This window comes from Priestia sp. FW507-14D1A (assembly GCF_058781295.1).
The window spans coordinates 308,952-325,130 of the sequence record NZ_JBYSWQ010000005.1 but is presented as its reverse complement, the minus strand read 5'-3'; the positions used below and the strand labels follow the sequence as shown (position 1 = coordinate 325,130).

The 16,179-nt window shown below is 36.7% G+C and carries 16 protein-coding genes; 3 read left to right on the top strand and 13 right to left on the bottom strand.

Features of this window, described 5'->3' with window-relative positions; genetic code table 11:
- Positions 1-84: 84 nt before the first annotated feature.
- The 7 genes from AC3WJG_RS19230 to AC3WJG_RS19200 form a co-directional block, all read right to left on the bottom strand.
- Complete coding sequence (locus AC3WJG_RS19230) at positions 85-2,172, bottom strand: PAS domain S-box protein (protein WP_337134004.1); 2,088 nt, start codon at positions 2,170-2,172, stop codon at positions 85-87.
- Positions 2,173-2,307: 135 nt separating this feature from the next.
- Complete coding sequence (locus AC3WJG_RS19225; RefSeq protein WP_014460133.1) at positions 2,308-2,574, bottom strand: YbyB family protein; 267 nt, start codon at positions 2,572-2,574, stop codon at positions 2,308-2,310.
- Positions 2,575-2,635: 61 nt separating this feature from the next.
- Positions 2,636-3,532: a GH25 family lysozyme gene (locus AC3WJG_RS19220; protein WP_102812700.1), complete on the bottom strand. Its 897-nt coding sequence runs from the start codon at positions 3,530-3,532 to the stop codon at positions 2,636-2,638.
- Between the two features lie 46 nt (positions 3,533-3,578).
- Complete coding sequence (locus tag AC3WJG_RS19215) at positions 3,579-3,797, bottom strand: hypothetical protein (RefSeq protein WP_102194846.1); 219 nt, start codon at positions 3,795-3,797, stop codon at positions 3,579-3,581.
- Between the two features lie 182 nt (positions 3,798-3,979).
- Positions 3,980-5,359, bottom strand: coding sequence for a class II fumarate hydratase (gene fumC, locus AC3WJG_RS19210; protein ID WP_034266080.1), 1,380 nt, complete (start codon positions 5,357-5,359; stop codon positions 3,980-3,982).
- A 223-nt stretch (positions 5,360-5,582) separates the two neighbouring features.
- Positions 5,583-7,934, bottom strand: coding sequence for an immune inhibitor A domain-containing protein (locus AC3WJG_RS19205; RefSeq protein ID WP_098249747.1), 2,352 nt, complete (start codon positions 7,932-7,934; stop codon positions 5,583-5,585).
- A gap of 382 nt (positions 7,935-8,316) precedes the next feature.
- The gene (locus AC3WJG_RS19200) at positions 8,317-8,613 is read right to left on the bottom strand and encodes a hypothetical protein (protein WP_050688834.1); all 297 of its coding nucleotides are present in this window, start codon (positions 8,611-8,613) and stop codon (positions 8,317-8,319) included.
- A gap of 233 nt (positions 8,614-8,846) precedes the next feature.
- Here AC3WJG_RS19200 and AC3WJG_RS19195 point away from each other — a divergent pair, with 233 nt between their 5' ends.
- Positions 8,847-9,440 (top strand): exonuclease domain-containing protein, encoded by a 594-nt coding sequence (locus tag AC3WJG_RS19195; RefSeq protein ID WP_028408562.1) that lies wholly within the window; start codon positions 8,847-8,849, stop codon positions 9,438-9,440.
- Positions 9,441-9,674: 234 nt separating this feature from the next.
- Here the strand turns inward: AC3WJG_RS19195 and AC3WJG_RS19190 are convergent, their stop codons facing one another.
- The 4 genes from AC3WJG_RS19190 to AC3WJG_RS19175 form a co-directional block, all read right to left on the bottom strand.
- Complete coding sequence (locus tag AC3WJG_RS19190) at positions 9,675-9,842, bottom strand: Fur-regulated basic protein FbpA (RefSeq protein ID WP_081085234.1); 168 nt, start codon at positions 9,840-9,842, stop codon at positions 9,675-9,677.
- A gap of 226 nt (positions 9,843-10,068) precedes the next feature.
- Complete coding sequence (locus AC3WJG_RS19185; protein WP_102812699.1) at positions 10,069-11,562, bottom strand: sodium:solute symporter family protein; 1,494 nt, start codon at positions 11,560-11,562, stop codon at positions 10,069-10,071.
- Positions 11,562-11,759 carry a DUF3311 domain-containing protein gene (locus tag AC3WJG_RS19180; RefSeq protein WP_013083119.1) on the bottom strand — a complete coding sequence of 66 codons (198 nt, stop codon included), beginning with the start codon at positions 11,757-11,759 and terminating at the stop codon, positions 11,562-11,564. The genes AC3WJG_RS19185 and AC3WJG_RS19180 overlap by 1 nt, the downstream gene beginning before the upstream one ends.
- A gap of 292 nt (positions 11,760-12,051) precedes the next feature.
- On the bottom strand, positions 12,052-12,903 hold the full coding sequence (locus AC3WJG_RS19175) for an STAS domain-containing protein (RefSeq protein ID WP_337134005.1): 852 nt from the start codon (positions 12,901-12,903) through the stop codon (positions 12,052-12,054).
- A gap of 234 nt (positions 12,904-13,137) precedes the next feature.
- Between AC3WJG_RS19175 and AC3WJG_RS19170 the strand changes: the two genes are divergently transcribed.
- Positions 13,138-13,644 carry a PCYCGC motif-containing (lipo)protein gene (locus tag AC3WJG_RS19170; RefSeq protein ID WP_013083117.1) on the top strand — a complete coding sequence of 169 codons (507 nt, stop codon included), beginning with the start codon at positions 13,138-13,140 and terminating at the stop codon, positions 13,642-13,644.
- Positions 13,645-13,794: 150 nt separating this feature from the next.
- On the opposite strand, the gene AC3WJG_RS19165 is transcribed toward AC3WJG_RS19170, so the two are convergent.
- Both AC3WJG_RS19165 and AC3WJG_RS19160 read right to left on the bottom strand, forming a co-directional pair.
- Positions 13,795-14,772, bottom strand: coding sequence for a ring-cleaving dioxygenase (locus tag AC3WJG_RS19165; RefSeq protein WP_028408565.1), 978 nt, complete (start codon positions 14,770-14,772; stop codon positions 13,795-13,797).
- 246 nt (positions 14,773-15,018) lie between these two features.
- The gene (locus tag AC3WJG_RS19160) at positions 15,019-15,579 is read right to left on the bottom strand and encodes a maltose acetyltransferase domain-containing protein (protein ID WP_060745672.1); all 561 of its coding nucleotides are present in this window, start codon (positions 15,577-15,579) and stop codon (positions 15,019-15,021) included.
- Between the two features lie 236 nt (positions 15,580-15,815).
- On the opposite strand from AC3WJG_RS19160, the gene AC3WJG_RS19155 reads away from it, so the two are divergent.
- Positions 15,816-16,172, top strand: a complete 357-nt coding sequence (locus AC3WJG_RS19155) for a hypothetical protein (protein ID WP_057243646.1) — start codon at positions 15,816-15,818, stop codon at positions 16,170-16,172.
- The last annotated feature ends 7 nt before the right edge of the window (positions 16,173-16,179 follow it).

Genomic DNA, 16,179 nt, shown 5'->3' with positions numbered 1-16,179 from the left:
TGCTTATTTTCCTTCAACATAGAATATTATAACTTTACTAAACAACTTGTTGCAAAATTTCTTCTTCCTTTAACTGATTACCTTTTATTCTAACGGTAAACAAATTTCCACACTTGTCCCTTTGTTTACTTCACTTTCAATACTAAGAGTTCCTTTATGCTGTTGGATAATATTGAAGCAGATCATTAACCCTAACCCGATTCCGTCTTCTTTAATACTGTAAAATGGTTCACCTAAATGTTTGATGCGTTCTTTTGAAATTCCTACACCTTCATCAATAATTTGAATATGAATATGATTGTGTTCCTTTTTTCTCAGCTCAACTTTAATTTCTCCTCCTGAAGGCATTGCTTCAATCGCATTCTTAAAAATATTTATAAATACCTGTTTCATTTGATTGCTTTCACAATATACAAAAGGCATTTCTCCATATGAGTTAAGTTCAATAAAGATGTTTTTCATGGTTGCCTGAGGCTGCAGCAATAAAATCACTTGTTGAATTAACAGCTGCAAATCAATCGACTGAAATGTTACGGCCTGTGGTTTTGCCACAGACATGAATTCATCTGTAATCATTTCAATACGCTCAATTTCAGAGGATATAATGTTCATATAGGTTAACTCTTCTTTACTCGCTTTTTCAGTTAATAGCTGCATAAACCCTTTGATGGCCGTTAAAGGATTTCTAATTTCATGAGCAATAGCTGTAGCAAGCTGCCCGACTGCTGCTAATTTTTCAGATTTCTGCAGCAGCTCTTCTGTTTTTAAGTACTCTGTTCTGTCTCTTGAAACAATAAGAAGTACTTTTTTGTTTTCTATATTGAACAACTTTCCACTATATTCTAGGTTTTTTATTTCGCCAGACTTAAATGTAAACTGTGATTGCAGCGTAAAAGAAAGATTTCCGTTGCGAATTTCTTCGACTGTTTTTTGAACAATGTCAGAATCTCTAGGTATAATATCGTGGCAAGGCATGGATAAAAGCTCTTCTCTCGTATATCCAAAGCGCTTACATCCAGCTTCATTTACTTCAACAAAACGAGAAGGAAAATGATCCGGCCCTATTTCAAGTAAATAAATTGCGTCATTTGCGTACTCAAATAACGTGCGATATTTCAACTCACTTTCTTTAAGCCTACGATGCAGCAAGTCAAGCTCTTCCTTTGCTTTTTTAGCTTCAGATATATCCACACATACTCCAGACAAACCTACCAACTCATCTTTCCCATTAAAAATTGGAGAAATGGTGATGCGAAGGTCTACTAAACTTCCATCTTTACGAGCTCTTACAACTTCTACTCGATTGATTGCCTCTTTTTCAGCAACAGTCTTTTTTATATTCTCATGTACATCCTCACTAAAAGCTCCTGCTATATCGTAATATTTTTTCCCAATGACTTCATGGGATTTCCAGCCATATACTTTTTCATAAGCTTCATTAACTCGCAAGATTCGCCCTTCTAAATCAGTTATAATAACCGCATCCATGTGATGATTAATAAAAGATTCCAGCTGTTCTTTCGTATATTCTAGTTCTTTTTTCATTATCCTGACAAAAAAAGAATATTCTTCATCCTTACATGAATCTGATCCAGCATAAGCAGCTTCTTCTGCTACAGCGTAAAATTTACGATAAAACTCTATCGTCGCCACGGCTACTCCCAGTCCGAGAATTCCGAACACTAGATATTCTATTTCGCTATAAAACGGCGACTGAATAGGTGTATTCCAGAAGTAATTTGTCAGTAAGACATGAACGATAAAATGAATAAAGAAACAAAGAAGAGATTGTTTTAATAAAGAAAACTGCTTTCTATATCGAATAAGAGGAAGGGAAAACAAAAAGGTAAAGATTAAAATTAAGATAGTCAGTAACCAATGACTTTCTAAATAGATACTGCACACAGCCATAGTGATACCTGCAACTGCACCGGCTCTGTAACCAAAGTATAGAACGGTCAAAATAAGAGGAAGAAAACGTAAATCATATGTAATCTGTTGATACGTAACGCTATATACCATAAGAATAGCAGAAACAATACTTGCATAAATACCACTCATCCATTTGTATTTATGGGCTAGACGCTGTAACAAAAATATTCGTATCGCAATCATAATACTGACAAAAAACGAAAAAATACATAAGTTAACAAATAATCCGCTACTAATCACTCCTTCTATTCCTCCTTTACTTGTAAATATGCGTAAAATAATTCCCTTATATAGAGAGTGTAACATGAATAAGCGCTGCTATTTATAAAATTAATAAAAAAACTAGTCCCGCCCGAGGCAAGACTAGTTTTTTTATTATCTATGCTGATCTTGATACATAGGTCCTTCTGAAATCATATTGCTTTCAGAAACGTACGTAGGATCTGAATGCGCATCTTTATTTAGGCTAGCATTTACCTGCTGTTTTTTAGATAAACTTGAAAGTTTTACTTTGGCACTTCGAACAAGTCCTTTTACTTTTCGTCGTTTCGCAGCATCGCTTAATATATAAGACGTAATGCCGACTCCTACCGTTGATAGCGTAATACCTGATATCAATGCTTTTTGTTTTCGTTTTCTCATAATAACTCCTTCCTTGTACCTTTTTGAATCTTACAGTAACTTTTCCCTATCTGGTAATCTCTCAAACCAGATTATTCAGATTATTCACTTCTTTAACAAGACGGGCCAGTGTGTCCGCTCCTGCTATCCCATCTGAAAAAAGGCCATACCGATTCTGGAATTTTTTCACTGCAGCGATTAATTCATCTCCATAGAAACCGTCTGCTCCAAACTTTGGAAGAGAAAAACCTAGCGCAAGTAAGTTTTGCTGAATTTGTTTGACTCCTAACCCTCTATCACCTTTGGAATAGACAAAGGGTCCTTTTGTATTATTCGTCATAGAGAGATTTGTTGTGACTTCTTTAAAAAATGAGCAGTCCATTTCATTTATATCCACATTTGTAGAAATTCCTTTTACTCTGCCAGAATCCGTATATTGAAACATGGCCCATCGCTGCCACTGACTTAGCTCACCAGGGTGCTGCATACCGCCTTGTCTGTTGGCTGCACTATATCTTGCTACCCACAAAGGATACTTACTTATTTCGTTTGTAAAAAAAGTTTTAGCGAAATGATAATTCGTATATACGATAGGCTTAATCCCTGTTGTTTTGTGAACATGCTCAAGCCAGCTTACGGCAAAGCGAGAAACAAATTCTTTGGTTTTTTTCTTATCTTCTTCTAGATCCAAACACGGTGGAAGGTCTAGTTTCATTTGTCCAAGCTGAGCAATAAAAAAAGCAGCTTCTTTCTCCGGGCTATTTGTACAGTGAGCATAATGATAAAACCCTACTCTCAAGCCCGCATTTTTAGCACCTATATAATTTTCATAGGATCTAGGGTCTACAAAAGTTCCGCCTTCTGTTAACTTTATATACACCCCTTTTACTGCGGTGTTTTTTATTTCTTTCCAATTAATGATTCCTTGATGATGAGAAACGTCGAGAATAATAGGATTATTTGAATGTCGCTTTTGCATAGTTTTCACCTCTTTTGCTAGCTTCCTTATGTATACGACGAATCTCTCAAAACCCCTGTTTTTCCGGATCTTGATATTCTTTTATAACGATGTGTAAAACGTTGCTCATTTGAATCGCTAAATAAGCTTCGTGTTTTTTGTCATAATAACGATACCATCCTTGCGTATGAATAATAGATTCCTCAAGCTTTTTTACATTTTCTGATTCAACCAATGTACTGATTGATTTTTCATTTCCAAAATAAAACTTCACTTCGTACGTCACTTGAATTCCCTCCTTTATAAAAATGTAAATACCCTAATCGTATGTACTTGAATCTAGTATAAGGCAGTGTAAAATCTGTTTAGTCCGCAATTTCTTTTTGTGTGTTTATTTAGAACAATGTTTATTTTATTAATATTTATTAAAAAGAAGCCAAGCAGCTCAGAATGCTTGGCTTCTTTTTTTTATTTTGATGGATGAATCATATTAGCGGGATTTACCCATTGCTCAAATTGTTCTTCTGTCAGAAGGCCTGTTTTGACCGCTGCTTCTTTTAATGTCGTTCCTTCTTGATGAGCCAGTTTGGCGATTTTAGCCGCATTTTCATACCCTATGTGCGGATTTAATGCTGTTACAAGCATAAGAGAATTTTCTAGATTATGCTGAATCTTTTCTTTGTTGGGTTCAATTCCTACTGCGCATTTATCGTTAAAAGCCTGCATGGAATCTGTCAGCAATCTAACTGATTGTAAAAAATTATAAATAATAACCGGCTTAAATACATTTAATTCAAAGTTTCCTTGACTAGCCGCAATGCCAATCGTCACATCATTCCCAAGCACTTGTGCAGAAACCATTGTTAGAGCTTCACTTTGTGTTGGATTTACTTTTCCAGGCATAATAGAACTTCCTGGTTCGTTAGCAGGAATCGTAATTTCGCCTAGCCCGCTACGAGGACCGCTTGCCAGCCAGCGTACGTCATTGGCGATTTTCATTAAGTCAGCTGCTAAGGCTTTGAGTGCACCGTGGGCATAAACCACTTGATCGTGACTTGTTAATGCATGAAATTTATTAGGTGCTGAGATAAATGTTTTTCCAAGCGTGCTGCTGATTTCTTTCGCTACTTCATCGCCGAAGTCAGGATGTGCATTTATCCCCGTCCCAACAGCTGTACCGCCAATAGCTAGCTCCTTCATATACTCTACGCTTTGTTTAATCATTTCTTCATTCTTTTCGAGCATATGATGCCATCCGCTAATTTCTTGTCCTAGTGTTAGCGGTGTAGCATCTTGTAAATGGGTTCTTCCTATTTTAATAATATCTTTAAACTGCTCTTGCTTCGCAGCGAACGTTTCTTTTAATGTTTTTAGAGCAGGCAATAATTGATCTTCAACTTCTAGTACAGCTGCAATATGAAGAGCTGTAGGAAAAGTATCGTTAGAGCTTTGTGACATATTGACATCATCATTTGGATGGAGCGTTTCGTCGCCATTTATTAGCTGGTTTCCTCGGTGAGAAATCACTTCATTTACATTCATGTTTGATTGCGTTCCGCTTCCTGTCTGCCATACCACTAAAGGAAAATGTTCATTCCATTTCCCTTCAATAATTTCGTTAGCAGCTTGTACGATGGCTTCCGATTTCCCTGCTGATAGTTTGCCTAGTTTATGATTACTAATAGCCGCACTTTTCTTCAAAACCGCAAAAGCGCGTATTACTTCAATCGGCATTTTTTCAATCCCTATTGGAAAATTTTCTTTACTTCTTTGCGTTTGCGCTCCCCATAGTTTATCTTCTGCCACTTTGATTTCTCCAATTGAATCTCTTTCGATACGATAGCTCATAGTTAGAACTCCTTTTCAATATTTTCTTTACCTATTAGTATTGATTATATGGATGAATTTCATGACATAATAACAATTATTCACTGTTGAAAATTCCCTTTATTTTATTTTTTAAACGGTATTAAGCACTTTGATTATTTAGCTCATAGTTTATTTTGATTTCCTAACATAAAAAAAGATCCGAAGAATATGCTCTTCAGATCTTTTTTGAATAAGTCTAATTTCACTTATGAATCCATACAGCACCAGCTGAATTGTCTTTTGCTTCACCAATTACGTCTAATTTTAATCCGTTTTGAGGAAGCAAGCGGCCTGCATCTTTAATTCTTTCATCTAAATACGATTTTTTGTCGTTGAAGCTTGTAACTCCATTTGATCCTTTAGATGAAATAGTTCCCCATGTTTTATGGGAATATGACCAAGCAGGTGATTTATCAAATGAGAACGCCGCGTCTGCAATTTGATATCGGCTTGAATTTGCTGTCGTGCTAATCCCATTTACATTAAAGTAAAGAACTTTATGAGCATGGGAATCAACTACGCCAAGGAATCCTTCACCTGGGTGCTGTCCTACCCAGTTATCAAGGTAGCTTTCATCTGCGTACCAAAGCAGCATGCCTGTATTATATTTTGCACCTCGCGCGAATTGAAGTGCTTTATCGCTGCCTGCATAGTTTCTCCACTCAAGGTAATAATAGTTGTCTTTATAGCTGATGCCGTTTGTCTTTTCAAATCCATCTAACGTTACTTTTGGCGCTCCTTCAGCATCGTCCGTAAATACCGTTTTTCCATCTACTACTAAACTGGCATTATCAAGAGCAAATCCTTGAAGGGCAAGTCCACCGTCCGTTACGTATTCAAATTGAAGCTTGATTTTTTTACCTTTAAATTGCGTTAAGTCATAGCTTTTATCTTCCCATTTTCCGCCGGAAGTTTCAGCAGAACCGTCTGCATTGTTCGCTTTATCACCAATTGTATCTAACAGAACTTTTGAGCCGTCAGGAAGAATTGCATTTACATATAAGTAATCGTATTCTGCCTCTACTTCATAGAACGCTTTGTAATTGAATTTAGCTGTTTGAGCTGCTGTTAAATCAAACTCTGGCGTCGTCATTGTCGTATGCAGATCGTCTCCGCGTTTACTATAGTAGTAGTTGCTTCCAAACTCAGGCTTAATCCCTTGAACAGCTTTTTTAGGTAAATTAATCTTTACAATACCCGGGCGTTTAGATTTTGTCACGCTTTGATCAACCACGCTCACAGAGCCCGATTTTGTAATGTTTTTGCTGTCGATTTGTTGAATATTTGCCCAGTTTCCACCCATATTTGCTTGGAAAAACTCTTTATTTTGCGGGGAGAAACTTGTCGGTTCTGTTCCAGCTACTTCACCAGCCCAGCTCCCTCCGCTCATAATTGACCAAACGCCTACCGGCTCACCTTGCCCCGTATACTGTGTATCATACTCATCCGGCAAACCTAAATCATGGCCAAATTCATGAGCAAAAACGCCAACTGCTCCGTCTTCTGGTTCAATTGTATAATCATAAGCAGCCATGTTTGTTCCAGGAACTTTATACACTTGTCCCAAAGTAGAGCGATGAGACCAGATAGCATCGTTTCCTAGTTTACCTCCACCTGCTTCTTGCCCAGTTCCAGCATGAATGACCATTAAGTGGTCCACTATGCCGTCAGGCTCATTGCGGTTGCCGTCTCCATCGATATCATATTGATCGAACTGATCATAATCTGAAAGGTTAATGCCGCTTTTTGCTGCTGCAGCAAGCGCTTCTTTTACAAGATTACGAGGTCCTTTAGATCCAGGCGCATTATCGTTTCCTCCCGCCGGATTGTCTGCTCCGTATTCTTTTGCGTTTCCAGGGACAGTTAACCAGTCAGAAACCGTTCCATCTACTGTGTAACTACCTCCAGACTGTTCTTCGTAATATTGTTTAAACGTTTTAATTTTCTTACCGTTAAATAGCGTAAAGTCTTTCTTTCCAAACATTAATTGCTGATAGTGATTTCGATTAAAATCTTTTGCATACATGTAACCAGGTTCTTGAACGACATTGTTATGCTTAAAGTCTGCGTATTCGACTAAAAGAACAAGAACTTTATCTTTTCTCACTTGTCCGTTATATTTGGCCTGAGCTGCAGGTTTAACGTTTACCCCGTTCCCCGAATTGTTTCCTTGAGACTTAATATTAGCAAATTCGCCTCGTTGAAACTTTTCTTTTTGTTTTGTTTGCATTTCTTTCGCTTTCAAATCAATTTTGCTAGCTTTATGTCCCTTCATGCTCTCTTTATGTGCATCTTTTTTGTTTATGTAAGAAGTAACGGCTTTCTTCACTTCTTGCGGTGTTGCACTTTGAGAAATAACTCCTTGGTTTTTCAGTGCGTTAGCCAATCTTTCTTCCGGTACTGTATTCATATCAATTGGTGAACTCGGAAGTTCTTCCGATTGTGCGGTTTTAGCTGAAGCAGCACTTCCATTCATAAGTACTGGCCCGACTCCGCTTAATGTAACAGTTGTGGCAAGAAAAGATGTCCCCAAAATCTTTTTCCAGCTTTTCAAGTAAACCCCTCCATTTTAGAATTTTCAAACTATTAGCAAGATTTATTTTATATTCTAAAACTAGGAAGGTCAACTACATTTTACTATATTATTAAAATTTTTTGATTCTAGTAGATAATGTAAAATAGTTTTATAGTATGTAACTAGTTTTCTTTGCCTGACAATTAAAATGTCTGATAAACCCTTCTTACATATGCAAATTCCATGCCAAATCGATAACCAAAACTAAAAATATATGAAACGTATTTTTTTAGGAAATTAGAACCATCTTTTTCGTATTACTATTATATAAAAACAAAAAATTCCCTATTATGGATAAAGTAAAGATGAAAAAATCACTCCTCAGTAGACGAGAAGTGATAATCTCCGTATGCAAGTAAATTTAAGAATGTTCTTTTTGACGATGCAGCAAGATATGATAGAGCGACATGCTCCAAATAGACATATTACGCGCTGCGATTTCATAAGGTTTTTCATCAATTTTAAACAAGAAATCCCCTTCATAACTCACGGATTTCCCTTGCTTTTCTAGCTCTTGTTTAACGGCTTCAATCCATTCTACTGCATTCGTATAATGTTTGTTCAAACGAACTTTAATAGTTTGATTCCTGTAATGAATAAAAGATGTAATTCCCCAAAAAATTAAGACAAGAAAAAGTACCATATACAGCAATTGCATGATAACGATCCCCTTCTTCCTTCATTTCATTATTTTCAATGAAGACTTAATTTAGATGAGTAAATATTACTATTCTCCTTTGCTATCGTCATCTCCTTTAAAAAAGTAAATTCCTTTTCCGCGTGGGCATATAAAATAAATCTATGTACGTGCTCCCTCATCTTTTTTACTAACGTTTTCTTTTAAAAAATGATAAGCTAATAGAATGATAAATAGAAAGGGAGGGCGACGAGTTGTCAACTGAACAAGTGAAATTAGCAGCCGTTTTAGATGTTGAAACAACGGGATTAAGTGCGCAAACATGCGATATTATCGAACTAGCAATTGCTGTTGTTTCTTATGATTCTTCTACCGGAGAAATAATCGACATTGTAGAAGAATATGAAGAATTTAATATGCCTTCAACTCCCATTTTCCCGTATATTACAAACTTAACGGGAATTACAAATGAGATGGTCAAAAATAAAACATTAGACGATAAAAAAGTGGAATCGCTGTTAACTAGCGTTTCGGCTATCATCGCTCATAATGCTTCTTTCGATCGCAGTTTTCTTTTAAAACGGTATCCATCTTTATTTAACCAAAAATGGCACTGCTCTATGCGTGCTGTCAAATGGAAAGAGTACGGCTTTCCTAATAAAAAACTAACAACGCTTCTTGATCATCATAATATCGAGAGAGAGCATGCTCACAGAGCTATGGATGACGTGAAAGGAACCATTGACTTGCTAAGACAGCAAAATCCTAGCGGAGATCCCTATTTTTCTGAAGTATTAAAAAAAGCAATGAGCAAACCTAAAAAAACAGCGGCTTCCACTCGTTTTTAACTCAACAAAAAAAGCGCAGAAGCTGCGCTTTTTTTGTTTTTATTCGCATATTTCTTAAGTGTTGAGTTATATGTTTGAGGAGTATGATTGGAAACAGCGAGGCTGTAAACGCACCGGAAGAAAAAGAAAAGTGCCTGCTTTCAAGCAAAAAGCCGCGGAGAAACAAACAGAACAGCAGGTGTTTACACATATATACGAAATCAGCTGAATTTCTAATAATCTGGGAGATTTTAATTATATTTCTCTTACCTTTTGGTTTTGAAGATCGTGATGCGTTTGTTCTAGTTCACTTAAATTCAATTCGTACAAATGTCTCCCGTCTTCTGCTTTAAAGTAACCCGATTCAATAATTTGATTCATTAAAAGATCTTTCTTTTGCTCAAATGCTTTTTCAGATGTCATGTTATCATCTCCTTTTTTAGGTGAATATCTTTCATAGAAAAGACGTACACCGCTTGTGGCATACGTCTTGTTGCTTTTCACATTCGTTACCTATGTTTAAAAACAACGCAATCGTTACATTTTATCGAGAAGGCTGCTTATGTCTTGCAGCCATATTGAACATTTTGGTGATGCACTACTTTTATACCCTTCATGATGTTCTTAAAACGCAATTGGAAAAAGATTTTCACAAAATTTGTTTTCCATCTACTGCCCCGCTTTCAAAATGCGGCTGTGCGGCGATTTTTTTCGTTGCTAAACTGACCACCATTAATACAACTAAATTAATAAATAAAGAAATAACGCCGACGTTTGTATCTTTAATGATTTGTGGCAACGCAGGAAACAACGTGCCAAGCGTTGTTTCAGTAATCGTTATATACATCACAGACGCAATGCCGGCAACAATACCTGCACATGCCCCGTATTTAGTCACGATATTATTTTTCATTAAACTAAAAATAAAAGCAGGAAACAGCTGCGTCACAATGCTGTAGCCCATTAGTAAAAGCGTTACAATCGTATTCCCTCCATGAAGTGTAAAATAGACTGAAACAAGCGCAATGACCGGTACGAAGCATTTAGCCAGTATCGAAATTTGTTTTCCCGTCGCTGAAGGAACAAGAACGCCATAAACGTTTTTAGACAGTGACGTAGAAGCTGCCATCAAAAGCATCGATCCAGGCACAAGTGCTGTTAATAAACCAGCTGCGCCAATAAAGCCGACAATCCACGGATCAAATGTTTGAATGGAAAGACGAAGCAGTGACAAGTCTGCTTCTGCGCCTTGTAGTCCAGGTACCTGCATAAGAGCAGTAAACCCTACAAAAAAGACAAAAAGCAGCATTAACGTATAAATAGGACTTATAATAGAATTCTTTCGAAATACATTCTCGTTTTCAGCTGAATACGTTGCATTAAACGTATGCGGCCACATGTAAAATCCTAATACGGTCAGCATGACTGTAGAAATAAACCACGAAATACTTAGCCCTGTTTTGGGAAGAGTAAGAAACGTTGGGTTTGCTTGATGCACAGCCTCAAACATTGACTGTAAGCCTCCGTAGTAATGAAACGGCATATATATTCCTAAAAATAAGACGACAATAAAAATCATAATATCTTTAACAATAGCCGTCCACGCGGAACCATGTATGCCTGATATCATTAAGTAAACCGTTAATGATATGGCACCAATCCAAATGGCTGCAGTTGAAGAGATAGACCCATAAGAAGCTTCAGATACAATAATACCTAAGCCTTTGAATTGTAAAATAATATAAGGAACAATTGCCAGCACCCCTGCGCATGAAACAACAATGCCAAGAAACGGGCTGTTGTATTTTGAAACAAAAAAATCCGGCTGAGACATAAGCTTATGTTTCTTGGCATATCGCCATATTTGCGGGCCAATCCAATACCCTAACACGTACGCTAAAGAAATATAGGCTAAAATATAAAACGCTGGTCCTCCTTTTCCATATGCCCAAGCGCTTCCACCTAGAAACGTAAAAGTAGTATAGATTTCACCCGCCATCAAAAAGAAGACAAAAACAGTTCCAAAACCTCTGCCACCTACGCTCCACTGTTCTAAATCCATTTTTTTGCCCCGCGTAGCTCGAATTCCAAGATAAATAGCTAAAAGTAAAAAACCAAAAATAATAATTAGAGCGGTATTCATTATTTATCTCCTCCTTTAACAGCAGGATCGAGCTTGTACACAATGCCCATAATAAACGACGTAAGGATTACCCACATAACAATCCAAAAGAGAAAAAAAGGCATTCCTAAAATAAATGGCGTTACTTTGTTAACAAAAGGCAATAAGCCTAATATTCCTACAAACGGAAGCAGGCAAAGAAGATAAATTATTTTCATAGAACTCCTCCTTAATCACACGGCTTATCAGTACTTATCTAAGACTTTAACTATCTCATTATGTACTTCTCTTATTCTTCTCTTTACACCTCCATTCTTGAGCTAAACGAGACGTTTGGCATAGAAAACCGCCGTTTATTTGTTCCTTAGTATCTTCCATTTGTCCCCATGTGAAAAGGAGTTTGTAAGGCATGCTTACAAGATTTTGAATGCAGAAGAATGTAGACAAACAAAAAGAAACGGAACTGAGAGCAAAAGTTTCAGTTCCGTTTCTTTTTAGCATTTCTATACTTTATTCTTCTTTTTTCTTTACACCAAGCGAAGAAAGAGCTTGTTTTAAATGTCCAAACGTTTCAATTTTATTAAAACTAATTCCTACATTAACAGCCGTCTGAGCCATATCAGGACTCACTCCTGACATAATCGCATGGATGCCTAGCAGCTGCAAAATGTTAATTAAATCAAAAAATTTGTGCGCAACATACGTATCTACATAATTTACACCCGATAAGTCAATGACTAGATGTCTTATATGTTTTTCTGCACATCTTTTTGGAACAACCTCGATAATTGAATCACCTTTGATTTCATCAATAAGCCCTACTAAAGGCAAGACCGCGATGTGATCTACAATTGGAATGACAGGAAAACTCGTTTCGTCGATTAGCTCTTGCTGAAGACTTATTTTTTGCCTTGTGATTTTATAGTACTGTTCGGAGAATTCATTAAGGAGTTTATCAAATGTTGTATGATAAACTTCGCTCCAAGACAGTATATCTTCTTTTGTGATAGATGACTGTATCAGACTATATGTTTTGACATACGTCCAAATAATTTTTCTTGTTTTGCTTAGCGCTTCTACTACCTCGTAAATCGGCGTATCAAATTTAATTCTGCTGTTTACTACTTCCGTCGTCCATTTCACCATACGTTGTTTGAAAATCTCTTGATCGTCAAGAAAGCCGCTCGCAATTGTTTCGATTGTATAAAGATGCTGCTCACGCAGCTTTTTCTCAACTGAAGCATCTGCGTCCTTTGAGTAAATTGATCCTTTAATATTACTTCTTTGGCGCAGCCATTCTTCACTGATAGAGGCTGAATTTTCTAAAATATATTCAAAAAGTCGTTGATTTTGTTCACTCACTACTGTTTAACCTCCGTTCACTTTCTCCTTCTGTCCACTTACTTACAAAACGCACCTTATGATAAATTCATGCTTCATATTTTTTCCTCGTCCATCTCTATCATACACGATAACCGCTCTGCATACTTATAGAGAATTAGATATAAACAAGCAGGTGTTTGATTATCTACATAGATAAACTGCCGTGTATGATGCAGCTATCATTTATTTTCACATGAAAGGATGTTAATTGTATTGAAAAAATCAATTATTTTGTTGGGGATTCTCGCTACAAGTATTGGATTATCCGCTTGTTCAAACAATACAACAACTTCTTCTGCCACAAACTCTTCTGCACATTCAGGTCATGAACATCACAAAGCTGCAGTTGCTGATATTCGCGAAGAAACTCCGGGAGCAGACGTTTTACCACAGTTTTTAAAGAACCAGCCTAAAGATATGAAACTAGTTTATCTATCCGTTGCTAAAAATCGTGAACTACTTGAAAAAATCCCTTGCTACTGCGGATGTGGCATGGAAGCAAATCACAAAAACAGCTATGACTGCTTTATTTTTAAAAACAAAAGAAATGGAGCAGTTGTCTGGGATGATCATGGAACAAAATGCGGATTGTGTATAGAAATTGCAGCTAAAGCTATGCTCGACTATAACCGAGGCAAATCAATAAAAGATATCCGCAAAGACATCGACGAAAAATATAAAGAAGGCTATGCACAACCCACTCCTACTCCTTCCTTGTAGGACATTGGCAGTTTTTAAGCAAACATTCGCGATAGGTATATATAAAAGGAAAAGATATCAAAAACACATTCTTTTTTAGCGTTTTGAAAGCTGATTCATCTTTGAAAAAGCAAAAAAACACTCAAATAGCTATTTGAGTGTTTTTGTGTATTATTCTTTCATAAACTCTTTTGTACTTCTTACTGTATCAATCGGACGCACGAGCTTCTCAATTTCTGCACGTTTTGGCTCTAAAAAAGGAGGCAGTGATAATTTTTCTCCGAGCGTTTCGTAAGGTTCATCTCCCATAAATCCTGGTCCATCTGTCGCAAATTCAAATAAAATTTGCGGAGCCACTCTTGCATACAACGATTCAAAGAAGTGACGATTCACATAACCAGACGTATGGAAACCGAAGCTTGACATTCGATTAATCCACTCTTCAAGAGCTTGTCGATTTTCTACGCGAAAAGCAACGTGATGAACAGTTCCAAAACCTTGCTGAGCCTGCGGAAGTTTTTCATTGTGTTCTACTACTACTTGCGCACCGTTTCCTCCTTCTCCTACTTCGAATAGGTGAAGGTCTCCTTCTTGAGCAATCTCTTTAAATAAAAGGACTTTTTCCATCATTTCTTTAAAGTAATTAAACTCGGCAATACGAATAAAGATAGGACCAAGTCCTGTAATAGCGTATTGAAGAGGGACAGGGCCTTTTTGCCAAGGAGTGCCTGATTCAACTCCTTGATTCCCTTCATCGGAAATTAACTGATACTGCTGATCATCAAAATCAACAAACGAAAGCGTCTTTTTCCCAAATAGCTCTTGAATCCCCGTATGATTTACTTCTAAGCGATCAAAGCGCTTTACCCAATAGTCTAAAGCCGCATCATTTGGAACGCGGAAAGATGTTTTTGAAATTTCATTTGTTCCGTGAAAACCTTTTGGAATACCTGGAAAATCAAAAAAAGTCATGTCCGTTCCGGCGCTGCCTTTATCATCTGCAAAAAACAAATGATACGTTTGAATATCATCTTGATTGACCGTTTTTTTAACTAAGCGCATGCCTAACACATATGTGAAAAATTCATAATTCTTTTCTGCACTGCTTGTAATAGCCGTTACGTGGTGTATTCCTTTTAAGTGGTTCATTCTACATTCCTCCGGACAAATCGTCTAGTTTATCATTCATTATTTATCTTTAATTTGAATATCTTTAATTAAAGATAATATACCATGATTAATTTTCCTTTGTCAATAAAGTATGGATGATCTCGGAAGGAAATATGTATATTTTTACATTTAACCAAAACATTATAAATGAGGACGAGCCAAATCGGCAATAAAACATCGTATAAACAAAGAGCTTTTACAATTCAAAAGCTCTTTGTTTATTCTTTAATTTTCAATATGCTTGATTATAACTGCAGGATTGCCTCCGACTACCACGTTATCAGGAACATTTTTTGTCACAACGGCACCCGAAGCAATTACCGCATTATTGCCTATTTTCACTCCAGGATTAATAACGGCTCTCCCCCCAATCCAGACGTTATTTCCTATTTCTACGCGTTTTCCAAACTCAGCTCCTGAAATTCTTTCAAGAGCATGCAAAGGATGAGTTGCTGTATAGATATGTACACCTGGTGCAAGAAAACAATTATCTCCTATTCTTATTTCACATACATCTAAAAGTACGCAATCAAAGTTAGCATAAAAATTTTCTCCAACATGAATGTTAGAACCGTAGTCACAGCGGAAAGCAGGCTCTATGCAAAGAGAATTTCCCGTAGACCCAAACAGTTCTTTTAATAAGTTTGTACGTCTTTCTTCTTCCCTTTCTGTTGTTTGGTTATAAAGCCTTGTTAATCTTCGAGCGTTTTCACGTTCTTTTATTAATTGCGGATCAGCGGAAAGGTATAATTCTCCATCAAGCATTTTTTGTTTTTCTGTTTTCATTTTGCATCCCCTTTTTTGTAGTTCCTTCTCTAACCGATACTGATTTATTCTCTTACACGATATCATGTTTTTAAAGCTTTGTCCGGTATTCGCTGAGATTATAACCCCCCCAGGCAAACATTAGTTAATTTAATAACTCCCGGAAGCTAATTTTTTAATCTTTTTATATAAAAGGAATAGTAAGAGAAAACTTCATCACATATACTATATAAATTTATATAAAAGGCAGGGATATCATGAAAGCACAGCGCTTGGTAGATGACCAAAAAGGAACATACAGCAAGGAAGTTCAGAAGCACTTTAACCTAAAAATAAATGGGAAAATTTACACACAGCCCTCGCCGCAATCACCTTCCTCACCCCCTATGCAGAAGAAAAATCTTAAATACAAACCTCAAAATAAAGTTCTACGCACGTACGATAAAAAAGATAAAACATTAAATGACACACAAGAAAAGCTCATAAAATCTGCAAAAACTAGATTAACTAAATATGAAAAGCTTCTATTAAGCAACCAGCTTTCAGAATCTGCGGCTCTTTACTCACCTTTTGGGTTAGAAGAGCTGGTACGAATGGCTAGTAGAGAGGAGTGAACGATTT

Coding starts and splice junctions, on each gene's coding strand:
- AC3WJG_RS19225 (WP_014460133.1), bottom strand. CDS start 2,574: ATGAGAAAACGAAAACAAAAAGCATTGATATCAGGTATTACGCTATCA.
- AC3WJG_RS19220 (WP_102812700.1), bottom strand. CDS start 3,532: ATGCAAAAGCGACATTCAAATAATCCTATTATTCTCGACGTTTCTCAT.
- fumC (WP_034266080.1), bottom strand. CDS start 5,359: ATGAGCTATCGTATCGAAAGAGATTCAATTGGAGAAATCAAAGTGGCA.
- AC3WJG_RS19200 (WP_050688834.1), bottom strand. CDS start 8,613: ATGCAATTGCTGTATATGGTACTTTTTCTTGTCTTAATTTTTTGGGGA.
- AC3WJG_RS19190 (WP_081085234.1), bottom strand. CDS start 9,842: ATGACATCTGAAAAAGCATTTGAGCAAAAGAAAGATCTTTTAATGAAT.
- AC3WJG_RS19185 (WP_102812699.1), bottom strand. CDS start 11,562: ATGAATACCGCTCTAATTATTATTTTTGGTTTTTTACTTTTAGCTATT.
- AC3WJG_RS19180 (WP_013083119.1), bottom strand. CDS start 11,759: ATGAAAATAATTTATCTTCTTTGCCTGCTTCCGTTTGTAGGAATATTA.
- AC3WJG_RS19165 (WP_028408565.1), bottom strand. CDS start 14,772: ATGAACCACTTAAAAGGAATACACCACGTAACGGCTATTACAAGCAGT.
- AC3WJG_RS19160 (WP_060745672.1), bottom strand. CDS start 15,579: ATGAAAACAGAAAAACAAAAAATGCTTGATGGAGAATTATACCTTTCC.
- AC3WJG_RS19155 (WP_057243646.1), top strand. CDS start 15,816: ATGAAAGCACAGCGCTTGGTAGATGACCAAAAAGGAACATACAGCAAG.